Source organism: Acinetobacter sp. CAU_H_60 (assembly GCF_058599385.1).
Genome location: NZ_CM178653.1, coordinates 1,090,457 through 1,112,706, shown reverse-complemented (window position 1 = coordinate 1,112,706; position 22,250 = coordinate 1,090,457). Strand labels below are relative to the sequence as shown.

The 22,250-nt window shown below is 41.9% G+C and carries 17 protein-coding genes and 1 tRNA gene; 8 read left to right on the top strand and 10 right to left on the bottom strand.

Annotation, left to right across the window (positions count from 1 at the left end; genetic code table 11):
• Positions 1–318 precede the first annotated feature (318 nt).
• Complete coding sequence (locus AC4MBN_RS05145; protein WP_491880777.1) at positions 319–1,197, top strand: SMP-30/gluconolactonase/LRE family protein; 879 nt, start codon at positions 319–321, stop codon at positions 1,195–1,197.
• 54 nt (positions 1,198–1,251) lie between these two features.
• Here the strand turns inward: AC4MBN_RS05145 and AC4MBN_RS05140 are convergent, their stop codons facing one another.
• Positions 1,252–2,181 carry a LysR family transcriptional regulator gene (locus tag AC4MBN_RS05140; protein ID WP_491880776.1) on the bottom strand — a complete coding sequence of 310 codons (930 nt, stop codon included), beginning with the start codon at positions 2,179–2,181 and terminating at the stop codon, positions 1,252–1,254.
• A gap of 112 nt (positions 2,182–2,293) precedes the next feature.
• Between AC4MBN_RS05140 and AC4MBN_RS05135 the strand changes: the two genes are divergently transcribed.
• The 3 genes from AC4MBN_RS05135 to AC4MBN_RS05125 all read left to right on the top strand — a co-directional run bounded on the left by AC4MBN_RS05135 (position 2,294) and on the right by AC4MBN_RS05125 (position 6,986).
• Positions 2,294–3,469, top strand: coding sequence for a fumarylacetoacetate hydrolase family protein (locus AC4MBN_RS05135; RefSeq protein WP_491880775.1), 1,176 nt, complete (start codon positions 2,294–2,296; stop codon positions 3,467–3,469).
• Positions 3,470–3,599: 130 nt separating this feature from the next.
• Positions 3,600–5,387 carry an IlvD/Edd family dehydratase gene (locus AC4MBN_RS05130; protein WP_067763270.1) on the top strand — a complete coding sequence of 596 codons (1,788 nt, stop codon included), beginning with the start codon at positions 3,600–3,602 and terminating at the stop codon, positions 5,385–5,387.
• Between the two features lie 21 nt (positions 5,388–5,408).
• Entirely contained in the window at positions 5,409–6,986 is a 1,578-nt protein-coding gene (locus tag AC4MBN_RS05125) for an aldehyde dehydrogenase (NADP(+)) (RefSeq protein WP_491880774.1), read from the top strand.
• Positions 6,987–7,153: 167 nt separating this feature from the next.
• Here AC4MBN_RS05125 and AC4MBN_RS05120 read toward each other — a convergent pair.
• The 4 genes from AC4MBN_RS05120 to AC4MBN_RS05105 all read right to left on the bottom strand — a co-directional run bounded on the left by AC4MBN_RS05120 (position 7,154) and on the right by AC4MBN_RS05105 (position 11,167).
• Positions 7,154–7,230, bottom strand: a tRNA-Val gene (locus AC4MBN_RS05120).
• 47 nt (positions 7,231–7,277) lie between these two features.
• Positions 7,278–9,275, bottom strand: a complete 1,998-nt coding sequence (locus tag AC4MBN_RS05115) for a transglutaminase TgpA family protein (protein WP_491880773.1) — start codon at positions 9,273–9,275, stop codon at positions 7,278–7,280.
• A gap of 11 nt (positions 9,276–9,286) precedes the next feature.
• Entirely contained in the window at positions 9,287–10,192 is a 906-nt protein-coding gene (locus tag AC4MBN_RS05110; protein ID WP_419375312.1) for a DUF58 domain-containing protein, read from the bottom strand.
• Between the two features lie 12 nt (positions 10,193–10,204).
• Positions 10,205–11,167: an AAA family ATPase gene (locus AC4MBN_RS05105; RefSeq protein ID WP_491880942.1), complete on the bottom strand. Its 963-nt coding sequence runs from the start codon at positions 11,165–11,167 to the stop codon at positions 10,205–10,207.
• A gap of 135 nt (positions 11,168–11,302) precedes the next feature.
• Between AC4MBN_RS05105 and AC4MBN_RS05100 the strand changes: the two genes are divergently transcribed.
• Positions 11,303–11,860 carry a hypothetical protein gene (locus AC4MBN_RS05100; RefSeq protein WP_419374455.1) on the top strand — a complete coding sequence of 186 codons (558 nt, stop codon included), beginning with the start codon at positions 11,303–11,305 and terminating at the stop codon, positions 11,858–11,860.
• 321 nt (positions 11,861–12,181) lie between these two features.
• Here AC4MBN_RS05100 and AC4MBN_RS05095 read toward each other — a convergent pair whose 3' ends face one another.
• From AC4MBN_RS05095 to efp, 3 genes are all read right to left on the bottom strand, one after another.
• Entirely contained in the window at positions 12,182–12,484 is a 303-nt protein-coding gene (locus AC4MBN_RS05095; protein ID WP_004782606.1) for a YbdD/YjiX family protein, read from the bottom strand.
• Positions 12,485–12,494: 10 nt separating this feature from the next.
• A complete protein-coding gene (locus AC4MBN_RS05090; RefSeq protein WP_419363516.1) occupies positions 12,495–14,594 on the bottom strand; it encodes a carbon starvation CstA family protein in 2,100 nt (699 codons plus the stop codon).
• 170 nt (positions 14,595–14,764) lie between these two features.
• On the bottom strand, positions 14,765–15,334 hold the full coding sequence (gene efp, locus AC4MBN_RS05085) for an elongation factor P (RefSeq protein ID WP_004782608.1): 570 nt from the start codon (positions 15,332–15,334) through the stop codon (positions 14,765–14,767).
• A gap of 378 nt (positions 15,335–15,712) precedes the next feature.
• On the opposite strand from efp, the gene epmB reads away from it, so the two are divergent.
• The 3 genes from epmB to AC4MBN_RS05070 are packed head-to-tail and all read left to right on the top strand — an operon-like array spanning position 15,713 to position 20,637.
• Entirely contained in the window at positions 15,713–16,735 is a 1,023-nt protein-coding gene (gene epmB, locus AC4MBN_RS05080) for an EF-P beta-lysylation protein EpmB (protein ID WP_419374454.1), read from the top strand.
• A gap of 9 nt (positions 16,736–16,744) precedes the next feature.
• Entirely contained in the window at positions 16,745–18,490 is a 1,746-nt protein-coding gene (locus AC4MBN_RS05075; RefSeq protein WP_491880772.1) for a cyclic-di-GMP receptor FimW-related protein, read from the top strand.
• Positions 18,472–20,637 (top strand): EAL domain-containing protein, encoded by a 2,166-nt coding sequence (locus AC4MBN_RS05070; RefSeq protein WP_491880771.1) that lies wholly within the window; start codon positions 18,472–18,474, stop codon positions 20,635–20,637. Before AC4MBN_RS05075 ends, AC4MBN_RS05070 begins: the two co-directional genes overlap by 19 nt.
• Before the next feature lie 97 nt (positions 20,638–20,734).
• On the opposite strand, the gene rpmE is transcribed toward AC4MBN_RS05070, so the two are convergent.
• Complete coding sequence (rpmE, locus tag AC4MBN_RS05065; RefSeq protein WP_004782616.1) at positions 20,735–20,959, bottom strand: 50S ribosomal protein L31; 225 nt, start codon at positions 20,957–20,959, stop codon at positions 20,735–20,737.
• Between the two features lie 203 nt (positions 20,960–21,162).
• Entirely contained in the window at positions 21,163–22,140 is a 978-nt protein-coding gene (locus AC4MBN_RS05060) for a bile acid:sodium symporter family protein (RefSeq protein WP_005235005.1), read from the bottom strand.
• Positions 22,141–22,250 lie beyond the last annotated feature (110 nt).

The following is a 22,250-nucleotide window of genomic DNA, read 5'->3' as shown; positions in this document are numbered from 1 at the left end:
CTCAAATCGTGTATTCATCAAATTAAGTAGGATGATTAATAATTACCAATGAATTATTCCTCAATATTGATAACTTTTTAATATCGATATTGAAAAGTTATTCGATATAAGTTTTTGGCAAAAGACTTATATACCTAATTTTTATTATTTTTTATTTCAGAATATCGCTACTTTAGTATTAATAACTTCTGTTTATCAAAGATTGATATTTAATCATTAGTAATTTTTTAAACTAAATTATAATTTACTTAGAAAGTATATTATTTTTCAATAAATTGAATGCCTATAAAATAGAGATAATCTTTCAGGATAACGTAAATGGAAATTAAAGTATTTGTTGATGTTAAGACACGTTTAGGTGAAGTACCGACATGGGATCCTGTTCGTCAACGATTATTCTGGGTAGATATATTTGACGGTCGATTATTTTCCTGTGATGAGCAAGGTAAAGGCCTGAAAGCTTGGGAAACCCTTCAAAAGATTGGATCTTATGCACTACGAGAAAATCATAATGGAGCAATTGTTGCCTTAGAAAATGGGCTGCATAGTCTAGATTTTGATACCGGCGATTTAGATTTTATTTATCATCCTGAACCAGATATGCCTTTTAATCGTTTAAACGATGGAGGTGTAGATCGACAAGGCCGTTTCGTTTTTGGATCAATGAACCGTATGGAGGAGGATAAAACTGCCTCTTTATATCGTTTAAATACAGATATGACGGTTCAGAAACTTGAAGAAAATATCAATACTTCAAATGGAATATGCTGGAACCCCAAAGGCGATAAGTTCTATTTTACTGATACCTGGCAAGGTGAAATCTGGTCATATGATTATGCCAGTTCAGATACTGCTTTAACCAATAAACAGGTTTTTAGCAAAATCGATACGCAGGATGGTGGATCAGCAGATGGATCAACTGTAGATAGTGAAGGTTATGTCTGGAGTGCAAAAGTATATTCAGGCCAATTGGTACGTTATGCACCTGATGGCAGTATAGATCGAATTATTGAAATGCCAGTTAAAAAAGTGACCAGTCTGGCTTTTGGAGGAAAAAATTTAGACGTGCTATTTGTTACCTCTATGTCTCAGCCTCCTTTACCACGTTTTCCCGGAGACAATCAGTTGCGCGGTAGTGTATTTGCCATTTATGGATTAGGTATCCAAGGTGTCGCCGAAACATATTTCAAAGGTTAAATGCCATTAAAGCACTTAGCTGATTCACCCAGCTAAGTGCTATTTTATTTAATTCTATTTAGTATTCTCTAATAAAATTTCTATAAATGTTTGTGCAATTTCTGAAATTGGTTCGTTTTTCCTCGTCAAAATACCGTAATCCTGGGCATCTAAAATCAACTCGGTTTCTATAATGCAAAGTTTCCCGTCTTTCACCTGTTGAGCGACCATTGCTTCAGGCAACATAGCCACCATGGGAGCAGTTTGTATAATCTGTAGGAAAGTTTGCATGGACATGGTATTGACCGTATTCAAAGGGACTTTAACATTTGCGCGCATAAATGCCGCTTCCATACGTTCACGAATTGGTGTTCCTTTAGGGTAAACCACCCAAGGCCAATCTAGCAGTTCGTTTAATTGACAAAATTTCTTTTGAGCATAGGGATGCTCATGATTAACCACAATACAAAAAGGCTCAGGTCCTAAGGGCTTAAAATCAAAAAATTGCTGTTGTGTTGCCTGGGTAAATCGGCCAACCGCTAAATCCAGTGTATGTTCACTGAGCATTTCCATTAAATGATCACTGGTCTGTTCAACAACATCAATGGAGAGTAATGGCCATTTCTTTTTAATCTCAATCACAGAATTTGGAATGACAGACGCGGTTGCAGCAAAAATTCCACCTACTTTAAGAAATCCATGTCCACCTAGTCTCAGCATTTCAATATCTTCAACAAAATGTTTGGCATCATTCAGGACCCGCTGTGCATAACAAATCACATGCTGCCCCAATGCTGTTACAGGCATACTTCTCGGTAAGCGTTCAAAAATAGTAAAACCCAGCATATTTTCAATTTCTTTCAGCATTTTACTGATCGCAGGCTGACTTAAATTCATCTGTTCAGCTGCTAAATGCATATTTTTAGTTCTTGCCAAAGTCTCTAATAAGACCAAGTGCCTATATTTGAACCAATTATTGAAACTCGAATAATTTAAGTCTGCCATTTAGAAATCCTTTTACCAATAACTACAGGTTATTAATTATTAAATTATTACCATTGGTATTTATTAGAAAGGAATTCTACGATGATTTCAATTATAAATAGAGTTGCTTTACATGAAATTTACATTAAATTCAGCCAATTCATTGCCAGTGGATGGTACACAAGGATGCTTAATTGGGCGAGCATGGGTACCACATAAAGTTGCTGGTCCATCGCCAGTGATTTTGAAAGGTAATCAGGTTTTTGATATTTCTAGTCATTTCAATACGATCTCTGAACTGTTAGAAACTGATTCCCCGATCTCGGCTCTTGCTAAAATTGAAGGTCAATTGATTGGGAATATTGATGAAATTTTTGCAAATACTTTGCCTGAGCCAGATCTAAGTAAAGCTTATTTTTTAGCACCTATTGATCTGCAAGTGATTAAAGCTGCAGGAGTAACTTTTGCTGCAAGTATGCTGGAGCGGGTAATTGAAGAACAGGCTGCAGGTGATGCGGATAAATCGCAACACATTCGGGAAATCGTACAGGGAGTGATTGGAGACAGTCTTAAATCTATTCAGCCTGGCTCTGTAAAAGCACTTGAATTAAAAAAATACTTAATTGAACAAAATATGTGGTCTCAATATCTTGAAGTTGGGATTGGCAGTGATGCAGAAATATTCACTAAAGCTCCTGTTCTAGCAGCCGTAGGAACAGGTCAAAATATTGGTATTCATCCAAAATCAGAGTGGAATAATCCTGAACCTGAAGTGGTTCTGGTTGCAAATAGCCAAGGTAAAATTTTAGGTGCGACTTTAGGTAATGATGTCAATCTGCGTGATTTCGAGGGACGTAGTGCCCTTTTATTGAGCAAAGCTAAGGATAACAATGCCTCATGCGCAATTGGTCCTTTCATCCGCTTATTTGATCAAACTTTTAGTTTGGATGATATCCGCTCATGTGAGGTAGAACTCAAAATTGAAGGAACGGATCATTTTGTCTTGAATGGTTTGAGTTCCATGTCTCAAATTAGTCGTGATCCAGAAGATTTAATTCAACAGACTTTAAATGAAAATCATCAGTATCCGGACGGATTTGTACTATTTTTAGGAACATTATTTGCCCCTACCCAAGATCGAGAAAAACCTGGAGCGGGCTTTACCCACAAAGTTGATGATGTCGTACGGATTCATACTCCTAAACTAGGCACTCTTTACAATATTGTAACGACCAGCGACAGAGCATCACCTTGGAATTTCGGCATCAACTCATTGATGCAAAATTTAAAGCAGCGTGAATTACTATAGTTTTCACATATTATCCCTAGGTTGAATGGTATTCCTAAATGATTAGCTTTAGGGTTGGTCTCTACCTTTCAAATAAATAACTGCTTCCCATATTGCTCATTTGCATAATATTAAAGTTAAGGATCTGGAAATGAATAATCAAAGTAAACGGATTTTTTTACGTAGCCAGGAATGGTTTGATGATCCAGAACATGCAGATATGACAGCTTTGTATGTTGAACGATATATGAATTATGGTTTGACACGTGATGAGCTTCAGTCCGGTCGACCAATTATTGGTATTGCACAGACAGGCAGTGATTTAACTCCTTGTAATCGTCACCACAAAGAATTAGCAGAACGCGTTAAGGCCGGTATTCGTGATGCCGGTGGTATTCCTATGGAATTTCCAGTTCATCCAATTGCAGAACAATCACGCCGTCCTACTGCCGCGCTTGACCGCAATTTAGCCTATTTAGGTTTAGTGGAAATTCTCCATGGCTACCCGCTTGATGGCGTGGTCCTGACCACTGGTTGCGACAAAACCACACCTGCCTGCCTCATGGCAGCAGCCACTACCGATTTACCGGCTATTGTTCTTTCAGGTGGACCTATGCTGGATGGCCACTATAAAGGTGATTTAATCGGATCAGGTACAGTGATCTGGCATGCACGAAATTTACTGGCTTCTGGTGAAATTGATTATGAAGGGTTTATGGAAATGACCACTTCAGCATCTCCATCAGTTGGGCATTGCAATACCATGGGCACGGCACTTTCCATGAATGCCTTGGCTGAAGCCTTAGGTATGTCTCTACCGACGTGTGCCAGTATTCCTGCACCTTATCGTGAGCGTGGTCAAATGGCTTATGCGACCGGTAAACGCATCTGTGAAATGGTTCTTGAGGATTTAAGACCCTCAAAAATTATGACCAAAAAATCCTTTGAGAATGCGATTGCTGTTGCCTCTGCTTTAGGGGCTTCTAGCAACTGTCCTCCGCATTTAATCGCTATAGCACGTCATATGGGAATAGAACTTACATTAGATGATTGGCAACGTGTAGGTGAAAATATTCCACTTCTTGTGAACTGTATGCCTGCTGGAAAATATCTGGGTGAAGGTTTTCACCGTGCCGGTGGTGTACCAGCAGTGATGTATGAATTACAAAAAGCAGGCGTACTTCATGAAGATTGTGCAACAGTGAGCGGCAAGACTATAGGTGAAATTGCCAAGCAATCTAAAACTTCAAACGCTGATGTAATTTATCCCTTTCAAGAGCCGCTTAAACATGGCGCCGGATTTATTGTACTCAGTGGTAATTTCTTTGACAGTGCGATTATGAAAATGTCTGTTGTGGGAGAGGCTTTTAGGAAAACCTATTTGTCTAATCCACAGGATGAAAATAGCTTTGAAGCTCGAGCGATTGTCTTTGAAGGGCCAGAAGACTATCACGCCCGTATTAACGACCCCGATCTTAATATTGATGAAAACTGCATCTTAGTCATTCGTGGTGCAGGTACAGTCGGTTATCCAGGTAGTGCTGAAGTCGTAAACATGGCACCTCCTACAGAGCTGATCAAAAAAGGCATCGATTCTTTACCTTGTTTAGGTGATGGTCGTCAAAGTGGAACATCAGCCAGCCCTTCCATTTTAAATATGTCACCTGAGGCAGCTATTGGTGGTGGGATTGCATTGCTCAAGACCAATGACCGCTTAAGAATTGATTTAAATAAACGTTCTGTAAATGTACTTGTTTCTGATGAGGAATTAGAACGCCGCCGTCAACAATGGAAACCTGACTACCCTGCATCTCAAACACCATGGCAAGAAATGTATCGCAAGTTAGTAGGACAACTTTCTACAGGTGGATGTCTGGAACCAGCAACCTTATATATGCGTGTCATTAATGACAAAAACTTGCCCCGACATTCTCATTAAATCGAATCTAGGACTAATCAGATGAATACAATTGGCCACAACTTTATAGCTGGCACCCGTAGCGCTGCAGGTGATAAAGTCCTGAAAAGCCTGAATGCCAGCACCGGTGAAGCCCTGACTTTTGACTTCTTTCAGGCCACTGAACAGGAAGTCAACCAGGCCGTGGAAGCTGCCCATGCTGCCTTTAAAACCTACCGCCATACTTCCCCTGAACAGCGGGCTCTATTCTTAGAATCCATCGCAGATGAACTCGATGCTTTGGGTGAAGACTTCCTCAATACGATTTCTCAAGAAACCGCTTTACCCATTGCCCGGCTGCAAGGTGAACGTGGCCGTACCAGCGGGCAAATGCGTTTGTTCGCTAAAGTCTTGCGCCGTGGTGATTTTCTAGGGGCTCGAATTGATACCGCACTGCCAGAGCGTCAACCTTTGCCACGACCAGACCTGCGTCAGATTAAAATCGGTGTAGGGCCAGTTGCCGTTTTTGGGGCAAGTAACTTCCCTTTAGCATTCTCGACCGCCGGTGGTGATACCGCTTCTGCATTGGCAGCAGGTTGTTCTGTGGTGGTCAAAGCCCATAGCGGGCATATGGCCACTGCAGACTATGTGGCTCAGGCCATTGAACGTGCCGTTGAGAAAACAGGCATGCCCAAAGGGGTGTTTAACATGATCTATGGTAATGCTGTCGGTGCCTTACTGGTGAAACATCCATTAATTCAGGCCGTCGGTTTTACCGGTTCCCTCAAAGGTGGCCGTGCACTATGCGATATGGCAGCAGCACGTCCACAGCCGATTCCGGTCTTTGCTGAAATGAGCAGTATCAACCCGATGCTGATGCTGCCTGAAGCTTTAAAAAACCGTGGTGATCAGATTGCCCAGGAGCTGGCAGATTCAGTAGTACTGGGTTGTGGCCAATTCTGTACCAATCCAGGATTGATCCTGGGAATTAAATCACCTGAATATACACGGCTCATTGAACAGCTCAGTGAAATCATGGCAAACAAGCCGGCTCAAACCATGCTCAATGCAGGGACATTAAACAGCTATGTTTCTGGCTTATCGCATTTATCCGAGCATTCCGGCATTCAGCACCTGGCCGGTCAGGAGCAACAAGGGGAGCAGGCATTACCGCAACTCTTCAAAGCAGAGGTTGAACTGCTGCTTGCTGGTGATCAACTTCTGCAAGAAGAAATCTTTGGACCCACTACGATTGTGATTGAAGTGGAAGACAAGGCACAGTTACTTCAGGCACTCAGCAGTATGAATGGACAGTTAACAGCCTCACTGATTGCAGAAGATCAGGATCTGGAAGAATTCGCGGAAGTAGTACCGGTATTAGAAGAAAAGGCTGGCCGTTTGTTATTGAATGGCTATCCGACCGGGGTAGAAGTTTCTGATGCCATGGTACATGGTGGGCCTTATCCGGCCACTTCCGATTCACGAGGGACGTCTGTAGGAACTTTGGCCATTGATCGTTATCTTCGTCCGGTCTGCTACCAGAACTATCCGCAAAATCTGTTGCCGGAGGCATTGAGAGATGAGAATCCACTAAATCTGTTAAGACTGGTCAATGGTGAAATGACCCGGGATCGTATCTAAAAAGAGAAGACATACATAATCAGAAGGCGGGGAACTCTATTCATTTGAGTGACCCGCTTCTAAAAAACATAGAGGTCCAAATGTATTATCAAATTTTTGTTATAAAGACTATTGATTAAGCATAAAAAAACCGTAACTATCATAAATAGTTACGGTTTTTAAAATCTTGGTAGGTATATCCAGATTCGAACTGGAGACCTCTACGATGTCAACGTAGCGCTCTAACCAACTGAGCTATACACCTAGAATGCTTGGCATATTATAAATTTTTCGATCTTAAGACAAGTCTTTTCATTTAATTTTCAATATATGCGCACAAGTTTTAAGCAAATCTTTGAATTGTTTCAAATCTTGGTCTGAGAATTCCCTGCCAGAATAAATTGATTTTTCAAATAGTCTAATTGCTTCAAAAAATACAGACTGATCTTTATCCTGAACTTGCTGAGATAGCCTTAACATCCATTGATGAAAAGTCTCCGCGGATTGTCTTTTTAAATCTTTGTTCAAAGACTGATTAAACTGCTGAATAGAATAATCAAAAGGCGATTTTAACTGCCGGTTTTTAAGATAGATTTTTAAAATATAAAGCAATATAAGTATGCCAATACCGGATATGAGAATGATCACACTGGAATAAACTGAACTTAGACCTAGCTTCGCTAAACAGCCTTGTTGAGATTCGGCATTATAGCCCACGACCTTACTTTGCCATTGGTAACTTGCATAATCACTCCAGACTCTTAGTTTGGTCAGCCATACATTACGCTGTGATGTCCAGCCAGAATTACTTGCCCATACTCGCTCATCTTGCGAGATTAAATTTTGCATCCCATCATCAATACGTTGTGGAGCTACCATTGCGGTAGGATCAAAACGCTGCCATCTTTGGTCAATCCAGACTTCTGTCCAGGCATGAGCATCTAACTGACGTACCTCCCAACTTTTCCCATCGGGTGCCAATTGTCCACCTTGATAACCTGTGACCACACGTGCCGGGATTCCAACATATCGCATTAGCATGACAAAACTGGAAGCATAGTGCTCACAAAAACCCTGCCGGGATTTAAATAGAAATTCATCAATCCGGTTTTTACCAAGTACGCCTGGTTTCAAGGTATATACAAAATGATTTTGCTGATACCAGTTCAAGACTGTTCGGATATAACGTCGCGGATCCTCCCCACTTTGTAGATATAAGCGCTGTGCCAGCTGCTGTGCCTGAGAGTCCAAATGGGATTGAGTCTGGGTATTTAGTCGCTGAACAAATTGCTCCGGTAAAATACTTTCGGTATTTTGACTACCCAGCCATTGTAAATGAATCGGTTCTACTCGTTGGGTTAAACGCCTTGGTACGATACTCCAATCCTGACGGTTATAATAACGGCGTTCCAAAGGCATCGATTTTTCCAGGCCCATCACCCAGAACACAGAAGGATCAGCAGCCAGATATTGGTAATTCCACCTTGATGTGGATACTGGAACAACTTCTCCAGGCTGACGGATTAAAGGCTGCTGATTAATAAAGCTACTGGTCCAGCGCTGTCCATCATATTCATCTAAAACTAATGCCCGCCAATATAACTCTGAACGTGGCGGTAGTTTACTCACATCACCAATAATCCGGAAAGCTAGAGCATTGGATTGAGATAATTCAGCAATATCTCCCGGTGACATACTGTCTGCGATCCCGGTCACGCCTTTATTTTCTGGAATCGGGATATGCCAAAGCGGTGGCAAACGCGGAAAGAAGATGAATAACAAAATAAAAAATGGCAGAGCATAAAGCACAAATCTGCCGACATATTTAGCATCTTGCTGTAAGGCTATACGTGGTGATTGCTGACTCTGCTGAAACTCACTGGTCTGAATCCGGTATAAGCCAATTAGACAGCTTAATAAGCATAGAATAATCACAACAGCCATACCAAAAGACTGACTATATAGAAATGAACTGGCCGCAACAAAAAGCGCAAAATTAAACAGGATAATCAGATCCCGCCGGTTTTTTGTTTCTAATGATTTGGCAAATAAAAAAGTGGAAAGAACTGCGACGCCTGCCTCCACTCCAATAAAACTTTGGTGGCTGAGATAAATACTACCTAATGCTAAAACCGTAAGTAGAAAAGTTCCAATTTTAGGAAATGGCTTTCGCCGTTTAAGAAAAATCCAGATACACAGTAAGCTAATGACAAAGATAATGCTGAGCAGCACCGGGATGAAAGCTACTTGGGCAAGGATGATCAAGCCTAGGGTCAAGACGATCGAAATTCGGATTTTTCCATCAATCATAGATTCACCCGTTATGCCTGAGCCAATAATTGTTTGGCCTTACGCAATTGTTCTTCACCTGCTCCCTGCGGCAATTCTGCCTGTGGTAAATGTAACGCATATGCACATTGCTGCTGCTCACATTGCTCAATCAGTCCCATCATTAAGCCCAGTTTCTCCTCATGCGACTGGCTAGGCATATGTTCATAATGAATCTCAATGCTATGTTCATCCTGATACTGTTCAAAGACTTTGACATATAAACCTTGTCCACGTGCAAACTGCTTCCAGGAAACCGCCTGTAATGAGTCTCCAGATTGATAGTTACGTAATTCACGGAACTCATCCATATCCGGTTCAAAGCTATTTTGATAAATCTTGTTTGCTGAAGTATTGCTTTGAGCTTTGGGTGCCACCCAGGCAAACTGATGATGATAAAGATAGGTCCAGGCTCGAACCAGACCAAAGGGATAAACCGAATAGATCTGAATCACCGGATACTCAAATTTACCGCGACGTTCCGCATAAAAAGGCAGCACCCAATGCTGCTTTTGTTCAGTCAGATAAACTTTCTCCAGCTGATTGCCGGCCTTGATATACAGATAACGCGGCCGAGCTGTTGCTTGCTGAAAATAAAAATGCAGGTTAAGTGCATGACCCACCTGTCCGACGTCTTCAGCAACCATTTCGATATCCAGATCATGCAACTGTTTAAAGGTTAGATAGAAGCTGACACATAGCACTGCACTAATCAGAAAGCAGAAACCTAAAATCAGGTTATTGGCATAATTCACGCCAGCAATAAAGGTGATAAAAATCAAAACCAGATACAGATAACCCTGCTGATAAATAAAGACCAGCACATCCTTTTGGGAAAGTCGTTTTTGCTGTGAAAATTGAAAGCGTTTCGCCAGCCAGTTTTGCCAGGTTTTATCCAAGAGTGGACTCCTTTAACTGACTGCAACCTGTTGCATCACATTTAATGTTTCTGCATCGCTCAGCCCCAGACGATGGGCGGCAACTGCCACAAAAACGGCTTGCACATCATCCGGAGTTACAAAGCTACGTTGCTGAATGATGGCATTCGCCTGTGCTGCACGCTTGAGTGCCAGCAAACCTCGTGTTGATAAACCTTGGCGTTTCTTACGGGTTTCTTCCGCAAGATCCAGCATATATTCCTGAACCGCTTCACTAATGAAAATCTGCTGGGTCAATTGCTGTAATTCCAGTACTTCATTTTCGCTAAACACATGTGCCAAGCTGGCGATCAAGGCAAAACGGGATTCCTGCTGTAATAACAGTTTTTCAGCATGACGGGATGGATAACCCAGAGATAGACGCATTAAAAAACGGTCTAGTTGAGATTCAGGTAAGGCATAAGTACCACTTTGAAATAACGGATTCTGGGTCGCGATTACCCAAAATGGCTTAGGCAATACATAGCGTATCCCATCGACAGTGGCATAGCCTTCTTCCATCGCTTCCAGCAAGGCACTCTGAGTTTTGGGACTGGAACGGTTAATTTCATCTGCCAGCAAAATCTGAGTAAAAATAGGACCCTGTTTAAACTCGAACTGATGTTCTTTCTGGTTAAACATATTGATACCGATGACATCACTGGCCAGCATGTCATTGGTAAACTGAATCCGCTGAAATTTCAGTCCTACGAGATGGGCTAGACTACTTGCCAAAGTGGTCTTCCCTAAACCGGGTAAATCTTCAAACAAGACATGCCCGCCTGCAATCAGACAGCATAGTGCTAATCTGGTCTGTGCATGTTTGTCCAGGACAATGGCATTAATTTCTTGGAAAAACTTTTGAATCTTGGGTGCGTAATCAGCCAGCTTCTGTTCAAGCTCATCATTGTTGTGCGCAATATCCAGCTTTTCTTTTTGTTTCATGCCCCAGATCACAATATTTTCCCTAATAAAACATGCTGTAGGATTAACATACACTGATTTGGCTATTTTCTAAATATTAAACAATAGTTTCTAATTTTTTAAGAAATTGCTTAATATTTGAAGCTGAAGTATTTAACTAAATAAATTATGAGTAAAAATTGGCGTTTTGAAGGCTTCGTATTCGAAGATGCATTCGATAAAGAACAACTACTTAATACGAGTATTGATCAAGGTAATTTCTTAATAAAAATATCTGAGAAAATAAAAAATCAAGAGTCTTTAACAAACTTAGAAGCTGACTTTGCATATGCAGTTTTACAAGGTGTAGGAAATGACTTTATAAATAACGCTGAGAAAAAAGTGAATTTCAACATGCGTGCAGGCAGACCAGCCAACTTATATCGATATGAAATGCTACTTTACTATTACCACTCTCTAAAAATTTTGAAAGTTCAGGCTAAAGCTCGCTTTCTAGTAGCTAATAATTATTTATTTACTGTTACTTCCGACGATACTGATGAAGAAAAAATAAAAAAACTTGAGGATAATTTACGTACGTGGATCAGAGAAGATTCTGTCGACAAGCACGTAAAGAAGATCGCAGATGCTTGTGAACTAAAAAATTCTGAGGCCATTTTGCATGCATATGAAAAATTAAAAAACAATGGAAAAATTAAATTTATTTATTCCCTTTCTCATACTTAGTTCTATTTAGAGAATATAAATAACTTAACTAGTTCTGGAATAGCCCATGAATCCTAATTTCAAAAGACATTCAGAATTCTCTATATTTAAATTTTTAGAAAAAATTTTTTCTTTAATTCTCTCTAAATTAATTATCCAACTCGTTATGATTTTAGTTGAATTAATTAAACATATGCTATGAGCACCAACCTAAGCCTATCTTTTATAGATTTAGCGAGCCGCTACGAGTAGCTCAATTCAAACAAGTCTAATTAAGATATAAATTTATATCTTTAAAGCATTAAAAAAAGCGCCCCGAAAGGCGCTCATTTTACTCATCCATTAGCATGGACACTTCTTCATATCTCCACCGGCAGATGGATAACGCGAATCTACACAGTGACGATAAAATGTTTTAGGGTCCATCGCTTCCAGATCAGGATGGTGCTTTTTCATATGCGCCAGATAAGTCTGATAATCCGGCACACCCACCATTAGGCGGAAACTCTGCTGTAAACGCTGCCACAACGTCGCAATCCGTGACCAATTTTTCGGGTTCAGGATCAGGTCTTTTTGTGACATCACAGTCATCTTGATGATTTTATAGATAACCGCTTTTCCACCTTTAGCAAACTTCAAGTTCATGCGCTGCTCCTTAATGTCCTTTTGCAGGCTGAATGTCTTCAGGATCGCGATACACTGCTTCTGCTTCATTTACGGTTGGTACAGGGCTCGCCAGGGCACGACGGATCACGCCAATTGCAGCAAATAGCATTACAAACGCCACAATCATAAAGAAACCACAAAGTGCTGCATTGATCTGATTCGACATTGCGACAGTCTGCATTTCAGCCAGGGTTTTCGCTGGTGCCAGAATTTCATTATTCGCAATTGCCGTATTGAAACGCTCTGCCTGTGCCAGGAAACCGATCTTTGGATTTTCATGGAAAATCTTCTGCCAACCGGCTGTCATTGAAGTAATAAACAGGAATACGGTTGGAACAATTGTTACCCACACATATTTCTCTTTCTTCATCTTGAACAGGATGACTGTACCCAGAATTAATGCCATTGCAGCCAGAATCTGGTTACCAATACCGAACAGTGGCCATAAGCTGTTAATACCGCCTAATGGATCAACGACGCCTTGATAAACGAAGAAACCCCAGCCAGCAACAGCAACGGCTGTACCCAGCATATTACCGAAGAAGTTATGAGATTGTTTTACCGCAGGAATCACGATACCAACTGTATCCTGAACCATGAAGCGACAAGCACGAGTACCCGCATCTACCGCTGTCAGAATGAATAAGGCTTCGAACAGAATCGCAAAGTGATACCAGAAAGCCATCATTTCACGGCTGTTAAAGATTTCGGTAATGATATGCGCCATACCAATCGCGAAAGTTGGTGCACCACCCGTACGTGACAGAATCGAGTTCTCACCTACTTCCTGTGCCAGCAATGTCAGTGCTTCAGGTGTTACCACAAATCCGAGATTACGCACTGCTTCAGCCGCAGTATCTACAGTGGTACCTAGTAGCGCCGCTGGTGAGTTAATCGCAAAGTACACACCTGGATCAAGAATTGCGGCACAGATCAAAGCCATGATCGCAACAAATGATTCCATCAACATACCGCCATAACCGATTATCCGGATATCGCGTTCGTTGTTGACCAGTTTCGGTGTCGTACCTGAAGAAACCAGTGCGTGGAAACCGGAAATCGCACCGCAGGCAATGGTAATAAACAGGAATGGGAACATTGAACCAGCGAATACTGGGCCTGTACCATCGACAAATTTGGTAATCGCTGGCAACTTCATTTCCGGCATCGCGAACAGAATGCCAATCGCCAGACCGGCAATCACACCAATTTTCAGGAAGGTAGATAAATAGTCACGCGGCGCAAGTAATAACCAGACGGGCAATACCGATGCAATGAAACCGTAAATGATCAGTGCCCAAGTCAGCTCAGTACCCGTTAAGGTAAATAGCTGTCCCCAGTAGGGATGCTGTGCAACGTTTTCACCATAGATAATGCCAAGCATCATCAATACGAAACCAATGATCGAAACTTCTGCAATTTTACCCGGACGGATAAATCGCATGTAGATCCCCATGAAGATGGCGATCGGAATCGTAGCTGCAATACTGAATACGCCCCATGGACTGTTAGTCAGTGCTTTAACAACGACTAGCGCCAATACTGCAAGGATGATGATCATTACGCCCAGCGCACCAAGCATCACGATAATGCCAGCAAAGGTACCCAGTTCCTGTTTTGCCATTTCACCCAGTGAACGACCGTCACGACGAGTAGAAATAAACAGTACCAGGAAGTCCTGTACCGCACCTGCCAGTACCACACCGACCAGTAGCCAGATCGTGCCTGGCAGATAACCCATCTGCGCTGCAAGGATTGGACCGACTAAAGGACCCGCACCGGCAATCGCGGCAAAATGGTGACCGAATAACACACTTTTATTGGTCGGCACATAATCCAGACCATCACCCAGACGATGGGCAGGTGTTAAACGGCGTGCATTCAGTTCAAAAACTTTATTGGCAATAAATAAACTGTAGAAACGGTAAGCGATGCTGTACACACAGGCTGCGGCCAGTACCAGCCAGACTGCATTCACATGCTCACCACGACTGAGTGCAAGTATCCCGAAGGAGACTGCCCCGACTATGGCTACCAGGAGCCAGATGATTTTCGAAGTCATGGTTGACTTCTGTTGTAAAGTTTCCATTCAATCCCTCATTTTGTGAAGCATATAAATCAGCGTGATTTTTTTATTCGAGGTACTGCTGTTTTCCCTTGCGACTTTACGCTTGTTCCTTTCGAATTCCTCTAAGACTTTGGCATAAAAAAAGGGATGATTTTAGTCATCCCCTTTGATAATAGTCTATTTTCCGACCATTATGCACGTTCTAAATAGTCACCAGTACGAGTGTCTACACGAACGCTTTCTTCTTGCTGAACGAATAATGGAACACGTACTACTGCACCTGTTTCAAGTTTCGCTGGTTTACCGCCACCACCAGAAGTATCGCCACGAACGCCTGGATCAGTTTCAACAATTTTTAATACTACGAAGTTTGGTGGGCTTACTGTTAAAGGTACGCCATTCCATAACATGATAGTACATTTTTCATTTGAATCGTCTTTTAACCATTTTGCAGCATCGCCCATTGCTGTTTTATCAGCAGCGATCTGTTCGAAGGTTACAGGATCCATAAAGTTCCACATTTCGCCATCGTTGTACAAGTATTCCATTTCTACTTCTACGATGTCTGCAGCTTCTAGAGAATCACCAGATTTAAAAGTTTTTTCCAAAACTTTACCACTGCGAAGGTTACGTAATTTAACGCGGTTGAACGCCTGGCCTTTACCTGGTTTAACGTATTCGTTTTCCATGATTGAACATGGGTTACCATCAAGCATAACCTTCAGGCCAGACTTGAAATCGTTCGTAGAATAATAGGCCATGATTGGCTCACTCCAAACTTACTAACTTTAAGCTATTGATGCTATGGGCTGTTGCAATGTCATTTAGCAAGTCTGACACGAACATGAGTTGCCACATGCACATTCATTTAATGTTGCGTATTCTAAATGAGCAATACACCAAGCCGCAACGAAAAAATCGGTTTTAACTTGCTGACACTGCTTAACTTAGCATCAGCTATTCCAATACTGGTGCACAACCAGTCTTCTAAGCACATAAATGTCTCTATGCTTTTGCATACCATAGCAAACTGATCGTGTTTAGAGAAATTTTAGCCAGCTTTCACATTCCCATCTGTAGACAAACTGCTAAACTGCGCACTTCTGGCTATCGCCTTCATCTTTTTTTGATCTTCCGGCATGACACAGTATTTATATCAAGAAGCAAATTGGCAATCGCAACTGAGTGATCTGATCACTGATCCACAAGAACTACTACAGATTTTACAGCTTTCTCCAGATCAGCTGTTATCTGGTGCTCTGCTGGCCTCTCAAGCCTTTAAATTACGTGTGCCGCGAGCTTTTGTTTCCAAAATGCAGCCAGGCAATCCTCTAGATCCACTTTTATTACAAGTGTTACCGCATCATCTGGAACTGGAAGATCATCCGGGATTTGTCACCGATCCCTTGGGTGAAGAACAGGCCAACCAGCAGCCTGGTGTTCTACATAAATATAAGTCACGTTTTCTACTGACCTTAACCGGTGCCTGTGCAGTTCACTGTCGTTACTGTTTCCGCCGCCATTTCCCCTATCATGAAAACCTGCCTAAAAATGAGGACTGGATTAATATCAAACAATATCTGGAAAGCCAGCCAGATATTAATGAAGTAATTCTGAGTGGTGGCGATCCACTGACCTTATCTAACCGAAAATTAAAAATCTGGATTGAACGACTAGAATCGGTACCACATCTCAAATTTTTAAGAATACATTCACGAGTTCCTATTGTGATCCCAAATCGGATCGACGAAGAGCTACTAAGCATGTTAAAAAACAGTAGGCTACGTATTATTCTAGTGGTACACTCGAACCATGCATCAGAGCTGGATGACCTGACCTGTAAGCAGCTTAATCAGCTGGTTCAGCATCAGATCACGGTACTCAATCAGGCAGTTTTATTAAAAGGGGTTAATGATTCTGCTCAAGTTTTGATTGATTTAAGCTATCGCTTGTTTGATGCTGGCGTGATGCCCTATTATTTACATGTACTTGATAAAGTAAAAGGTGCGCATCATTTTGATTTACCTGCTGAGCACATCAATGAGATTTATACAGAAGTTTTAGCGAACCTACCGGGGTATCTGGTTCCTAAACTAGTTCGAGAAATAGCGGGCGAGAAGAATAAGACACCGCTTTTTGGGGTTTCAACATTTTTGAGTTAAATAATAAAGATGAGTAAGCATACTGCAGACTTTTTTCAGACAACGGCTGAACTCACCATAGAACAGCTAAGTTTTTGTCCCACAAATGCCAAAGCATTGCAGGAATGGGTCGCAGGAATTTCAATCCTGCAATTGGGGAATTCATCCAAGTCTCTGTTCAGTGCTTTACTGGAAATTTCCGAACTAAAATGTGCGGAAACCTTGCGTTTTGACCTGATTCAGGTATTGCACCCTACCCTTGAAAATGTTTTGGCCAGTCTTGAGAAACATTTCGTCAATCAGGGTCTGATCACGACAGATCGCAATGACCAGATTATTGAGCTGGCCATGCTGTTACGCAGCTATTTTGCCAAGATCTATATAGATATTGCCAAACGCTGTAATCATCAGCTGAATCATCAAAAGTTTTCACTATTTTCCCTGGGCAAAAAGAAAAGTCTGCAAAGTGCCCGGATGGTGTCCATCTACTATGGCCTGCAACAGTTAAGCCTGCTGCTCTATCAACAGCATATGCTGTATAGCACACCTGGCGCCGGTCAGTGGTTGGCGGCACATCAGTTGCTGGAATGTGCGATGGACAATAATTTCTATCAGACCAACATCAATCAGGTTCTTGGCACCCAGCACGAAATCCAGAATATTGCCCAAGCCTATGCACGACTGATTTTGCTGGATATTTTCAATACCCATCAGATCCGTCCAGCTGAAATTCAGGGTTTATATTTATGCAGTGCGGACTGGGCAAAACTGGTTCAGATTCTGCCAAAAGAAACCACACTGTCACGTTATGTGGTCGATGCCAGCAAAGATCATCCGCCTTTACTGAATTCTCATCAGGGTCAGCATTTCCAGCCGAGCTTCTATATTTCGACACAAAACCTGATGGAACACCTGACCGGTACGCAAAGCAAAAATGCCCAGTATCTGTCACGTAATGAAAAACTGTTCCTGACACCTGCTCTGCATTTTCATATCTATAACCTGCTTTCGAATAATGTCGAACGCCGTCATGAACGTTATGAATATTCCGCACAGATCAATATCTGCTTTGGCTTAACGGTGGCGCATTTTTATCTGTCTAAGGGTAAAAACTTTAATGAAACGCTGGAACTGGAAGGTAATTATGGTTTCCAGAGCGAAAGCAGTTTTGTCAGCTCAATGCATAATGCCGTTCCAAGCGGATTCAGCAGTATCAAGGCGCTCGATCGCGAAGCCAAACAGATTCATACCGCTGAAGTTCTCGATATCAGTGTTAATGGTTACCGGATTAAATGGACAGGTATTACCCCTGCCAATCTGAAAACTGGTGAATTTATTCTGGTTCAGGAAAAATCTCAAAGCCAGTGGCGTGGCGGTGTCATTCGCTGGATCAAACAGTCAGCAGATAAAAGTCTGGAAATCGGCCTGGAAATTCTGGCACAGGAACTGTTCCCTTGCGCAGTCTATGCCCGTACCGACAAACACAGTATCAATTATCAGCCAGCTATTCTGGTACAGATGACCCAGCTTGATCAGGTCTCAACCAGTATTATTGTCTCTGGCTCACAAATGTTTAGGGAAAAACAGACCATTCATTTACGTCTTGGCCAAAAAGAACTCAGAATCTACCTAACCAAGGCGCAGCTCATTACACAAAGTTTTATCCATTTTGACTATGAATTATTAAATGATCAAGAAGAAGATATCATCGAAAACTTTATACATAAGCAATTAAATGAAACTAGAAATCACGATTTATGGGAAGCATTGAAGTGAGAAATCCATTATTGTCTAAAAAGTTAAAACGTACTGAAACACGTTTACTGATCATTGATGATAATCAAATTAGATATAACCAAATCCGTGATCTCTTAACCAGCAATGAATATCAAGTCGATGCCGTTCTGCTTGATGATCTGCAATCTTTTGAAAAACAGTTAAACTTTAACTGGGACTTAATTATTTTTGGTCGTGCGTATGATCTGAAATATGAACAGGCCTTAAGTCTGGTTCAACTTTCGCAGCAACCTGACCTTCCTATTCTTTTGTTAAAGCCGGAAGATTACCAAGCTGAACAATATGCCCAGTATATCCGTAAAGGCATTTTTGACATTCTGAATCTGGATTATCCAGACCGCTTCTTCCTGAATCTGGTACGTGCCCTTTCCTTTAGCCGTACCATGCAAGCCCAGCGCCATTTAATGGAAGAACTGGAAACTGCACAAAACCAGGCACAATCATTGGTAGAAGACAGTAACCGTGCGGTCGCAACCATTCAGGAAGGCATCCATATTCAGGCTAATGCCGATTATCTCAAACTGTTTGGCCTTAAAAGCGAGGATGATATTATCGGTCTGCCGCTTTTAGACCTGTTACAGCCGCAAGATTTGAATGATTTTAAAACCCGCTTTAAAAAGATTTCTCAGGGCCAGTTTGATTTAGGCCGTTTTGATATTACTTCGTCGAATCCAAATGTTGCTGCTGCCAATCCATTAAAACTGGAATTTCTGGCATCTAGTGCTGAAGAAGATGCACTACAAATTACGATTGATACAGCGACTACTCAGGCAAGTGCCTCTTCTGAAAAGGTTGCAAACAAGCCAAGTACCTTACAGCCACTCAAGCGTGAACTTAATCGTGAACCAGCGAAAGCCAATGCGTTGATCATCTTCTCCTTTGCTGCGTATGAGCCACAAGTCCTGAATGGTGATTGGGCAACCTACATGGGTTACTTCCATGAAATTGAGAATTTTCTAAAAGAGCAGGTTCGTATTCCACTCTTTAAACTGGAACATGATGTTCTGGTGGGGATCATTCAGGCAGATGCGCAAGACATTCTAGAATCCAAACTTGTTGGGTTAGGTTCATTGACCAAACCACAGCTTATTACAGTGAATCAGCAAACTTATCCGCTCAATCTACGCATCGGTTATACTCTACTTGACGGTGAGTTGCGTGATGAAAGCCATTGTAATGAATTAGTCGATCGGGCCTTCTCTACTCCTTTACCACAAGCACAAAAAACGTCTGAATTTGTTCTGGATATTCCTGCAACGACTCAGGAATCGATTTCAATGCCGAGCATTGACTTCACGGTTTCAGAACCCGTTATTCCAGCGTCTGAGTCCATACCGGTCAGTCCGGCAGTCAGCACTGTACCACTGACAACCTCTCCAGTCTTAAAAGCACTGCGTGAATGTCTGGAACGTGGTGAAATTCATCTGAAATATCAACAGCTATATGATAAAGAAGATACCAACCTCTACATGTATGAGGTGACTAGTGGCTTTATCTTTGAAAATAAATGGCAGGATATTTCTTCCTTGATGGAACTCAATGAAGATGATGAATTGTCTATTAAACTGGATCGCTGGATTCTGGTTGAATCAAGCAAGCAGTTGCATAACTTCATTACCCAGTATCCGGATGCCCGTTTAATCGTCAATCTGAACCGTGCGGTACTATTCAAAGACCGTACTTTCCCTGAGTTTATATCCAAACTGATTACGATTATTCGCAGTAAAGTCGAGCATCCTTTAACTTTACAGTTCTCTGAAGAAGATATCCTGATGAACCAGCAGGATGCGCAGAAATATCTACGTACTTTACGTGAACATGGCGCGCGGATTGCGATTCGTAACTTTGGTCACTCAATGTATAGTGAAACCCTACTACGTGAGTTCGATATCAATGGTCTGAGCCTGGATAGCAAACTGACCAAGATGCTGAACAATGATACTGAAATTGAACAGCTACAGGAAAAAATCACCACGTACAATGAAATCAAACCAGTGAATATCATGATTCGTGAACTGAATGACATGACCTTATTTGCGAATGCCTGGAACGTCGATGCCCGCTTTATTCAGGGTGATTATTTCCAGAAAAAACTGGATCATCTGATTGATGTACAAGACCACTAAGGTCTTGTACTCGCCTTTCAATCTAGAAACGTGAAATGATTTTCTAAATTGCAGGCACAAAAAAACGGGCATAAAGCCCGTTTTTTCATTTTGGGTATTAACGTTTAACAGAACGTGACATACCAGCAAAACGTTGTTTGAACTTGTCGATACGGCCGCCAGTGTCAACGTTCTTTTGCTTACCAGTGTAGAATGGGTGGCAAGCTGAGCATACGTCTAGGTAAAGAGTTTCTTTACCAACAGCTGAACGAGTTTCGATTACGTTACCACATGAACAAGTAGCAACTAGTTTTTCGTATTTTGGGTGAATATCGGCGCGCATCGTCGATTACTCCATTAAGATGAAAGAAGGTTTTGCTGTCATCGCAATTGATCACTCTCAAGTATTGAGGAAGGGCCAGAATCAGGATTCAGGCAGATCAACACCACAACAGACCATTCTTTTGGCCCACCGAGACGGATACCGTCAGAGCTAAGCACAACAAGTTGGGCGGTATTATACGGCAAACAAATACAATAAGCGAATTATTCTTCTGTATGTACCGCCTGTTTGGCCCAAAGATTCGCAATCACACCGCAGGCCATCAGCTGGATTTGATGGAAAATCATAATCGGTAAAACAATCATGCCAAGTGGCTGACCAATAAACAGAATCTGTGCCATCGGTACGCCACTAGCCAGCGTTTTTTTAGAACCACAAAAGAACACCGTTTTTTGGTCGGCACGATTAAAGCCCAGCCAGCGTGGAATAAATAACGACAACAGCATTACGATGGTCAATAAAACCGAACATGCTAGCAGTAACAAGAGCAAAGTACTTAAGCTGACTTCACGCCAAAGTCCAGCCACCACCGCGCTGCTAAATGCCCCATAAACTACCATCAGAATTGAACCTTGATCGAATACCTTGACGATCTTGGGCATTTTCTGCATTTTTGGGAAAATCCAGGGACGCAGTAACTGACCTAAGATAAAAGGCACCAATAACAGCAGCGTAATCTGTAGAATCGATGCTGTCGGATCAAAGCCATGCTGAGATTGTCCAAGAATAAAGAATGCCACCAGCATCGGGGTAATAAACATCCCGATAATATTGGAAAATGAAGCACTACAGATCGCACCGGCAATATTCCCTTGAGCTACTGAGGTAAAGGCGATCGAAGACTGTACGGTTGATGGCAGGAAGCACATAAACAGGAATCCCCAATATAATTCCTGCCCCAGCATTGGCAATAGGATTGGCTTTGCCAGCAGGCCTAAAATTGGAAAGAGTGCAAAGGTCAAGGCAAAGACCAAAGTGTGTAATTTCCAGTGCATCAAGCCTTCAATTACGGCTTCACGCGAAAGCTTGGCACCGTGCAGGAAAAACAGGATCGCAATGGCTGCTGTCGTGATCCAGCTAAAGACTTCAGCTGCCTGCCCTGACACTGGCAATACACTGGCCAGTAACACCATAACAAAGAGCAAGATCGTAAAGCGGTCCAATGCCAGCAGTTTAAGCATCTGATGTCCTTCCCTCAAAATTTTATTATTCGATAAAAAAATACCCGGCTATCTTAACAGATGCCGGGTCCATGTTATGCATTCAGATTGATGGAATATTTTCATCCATA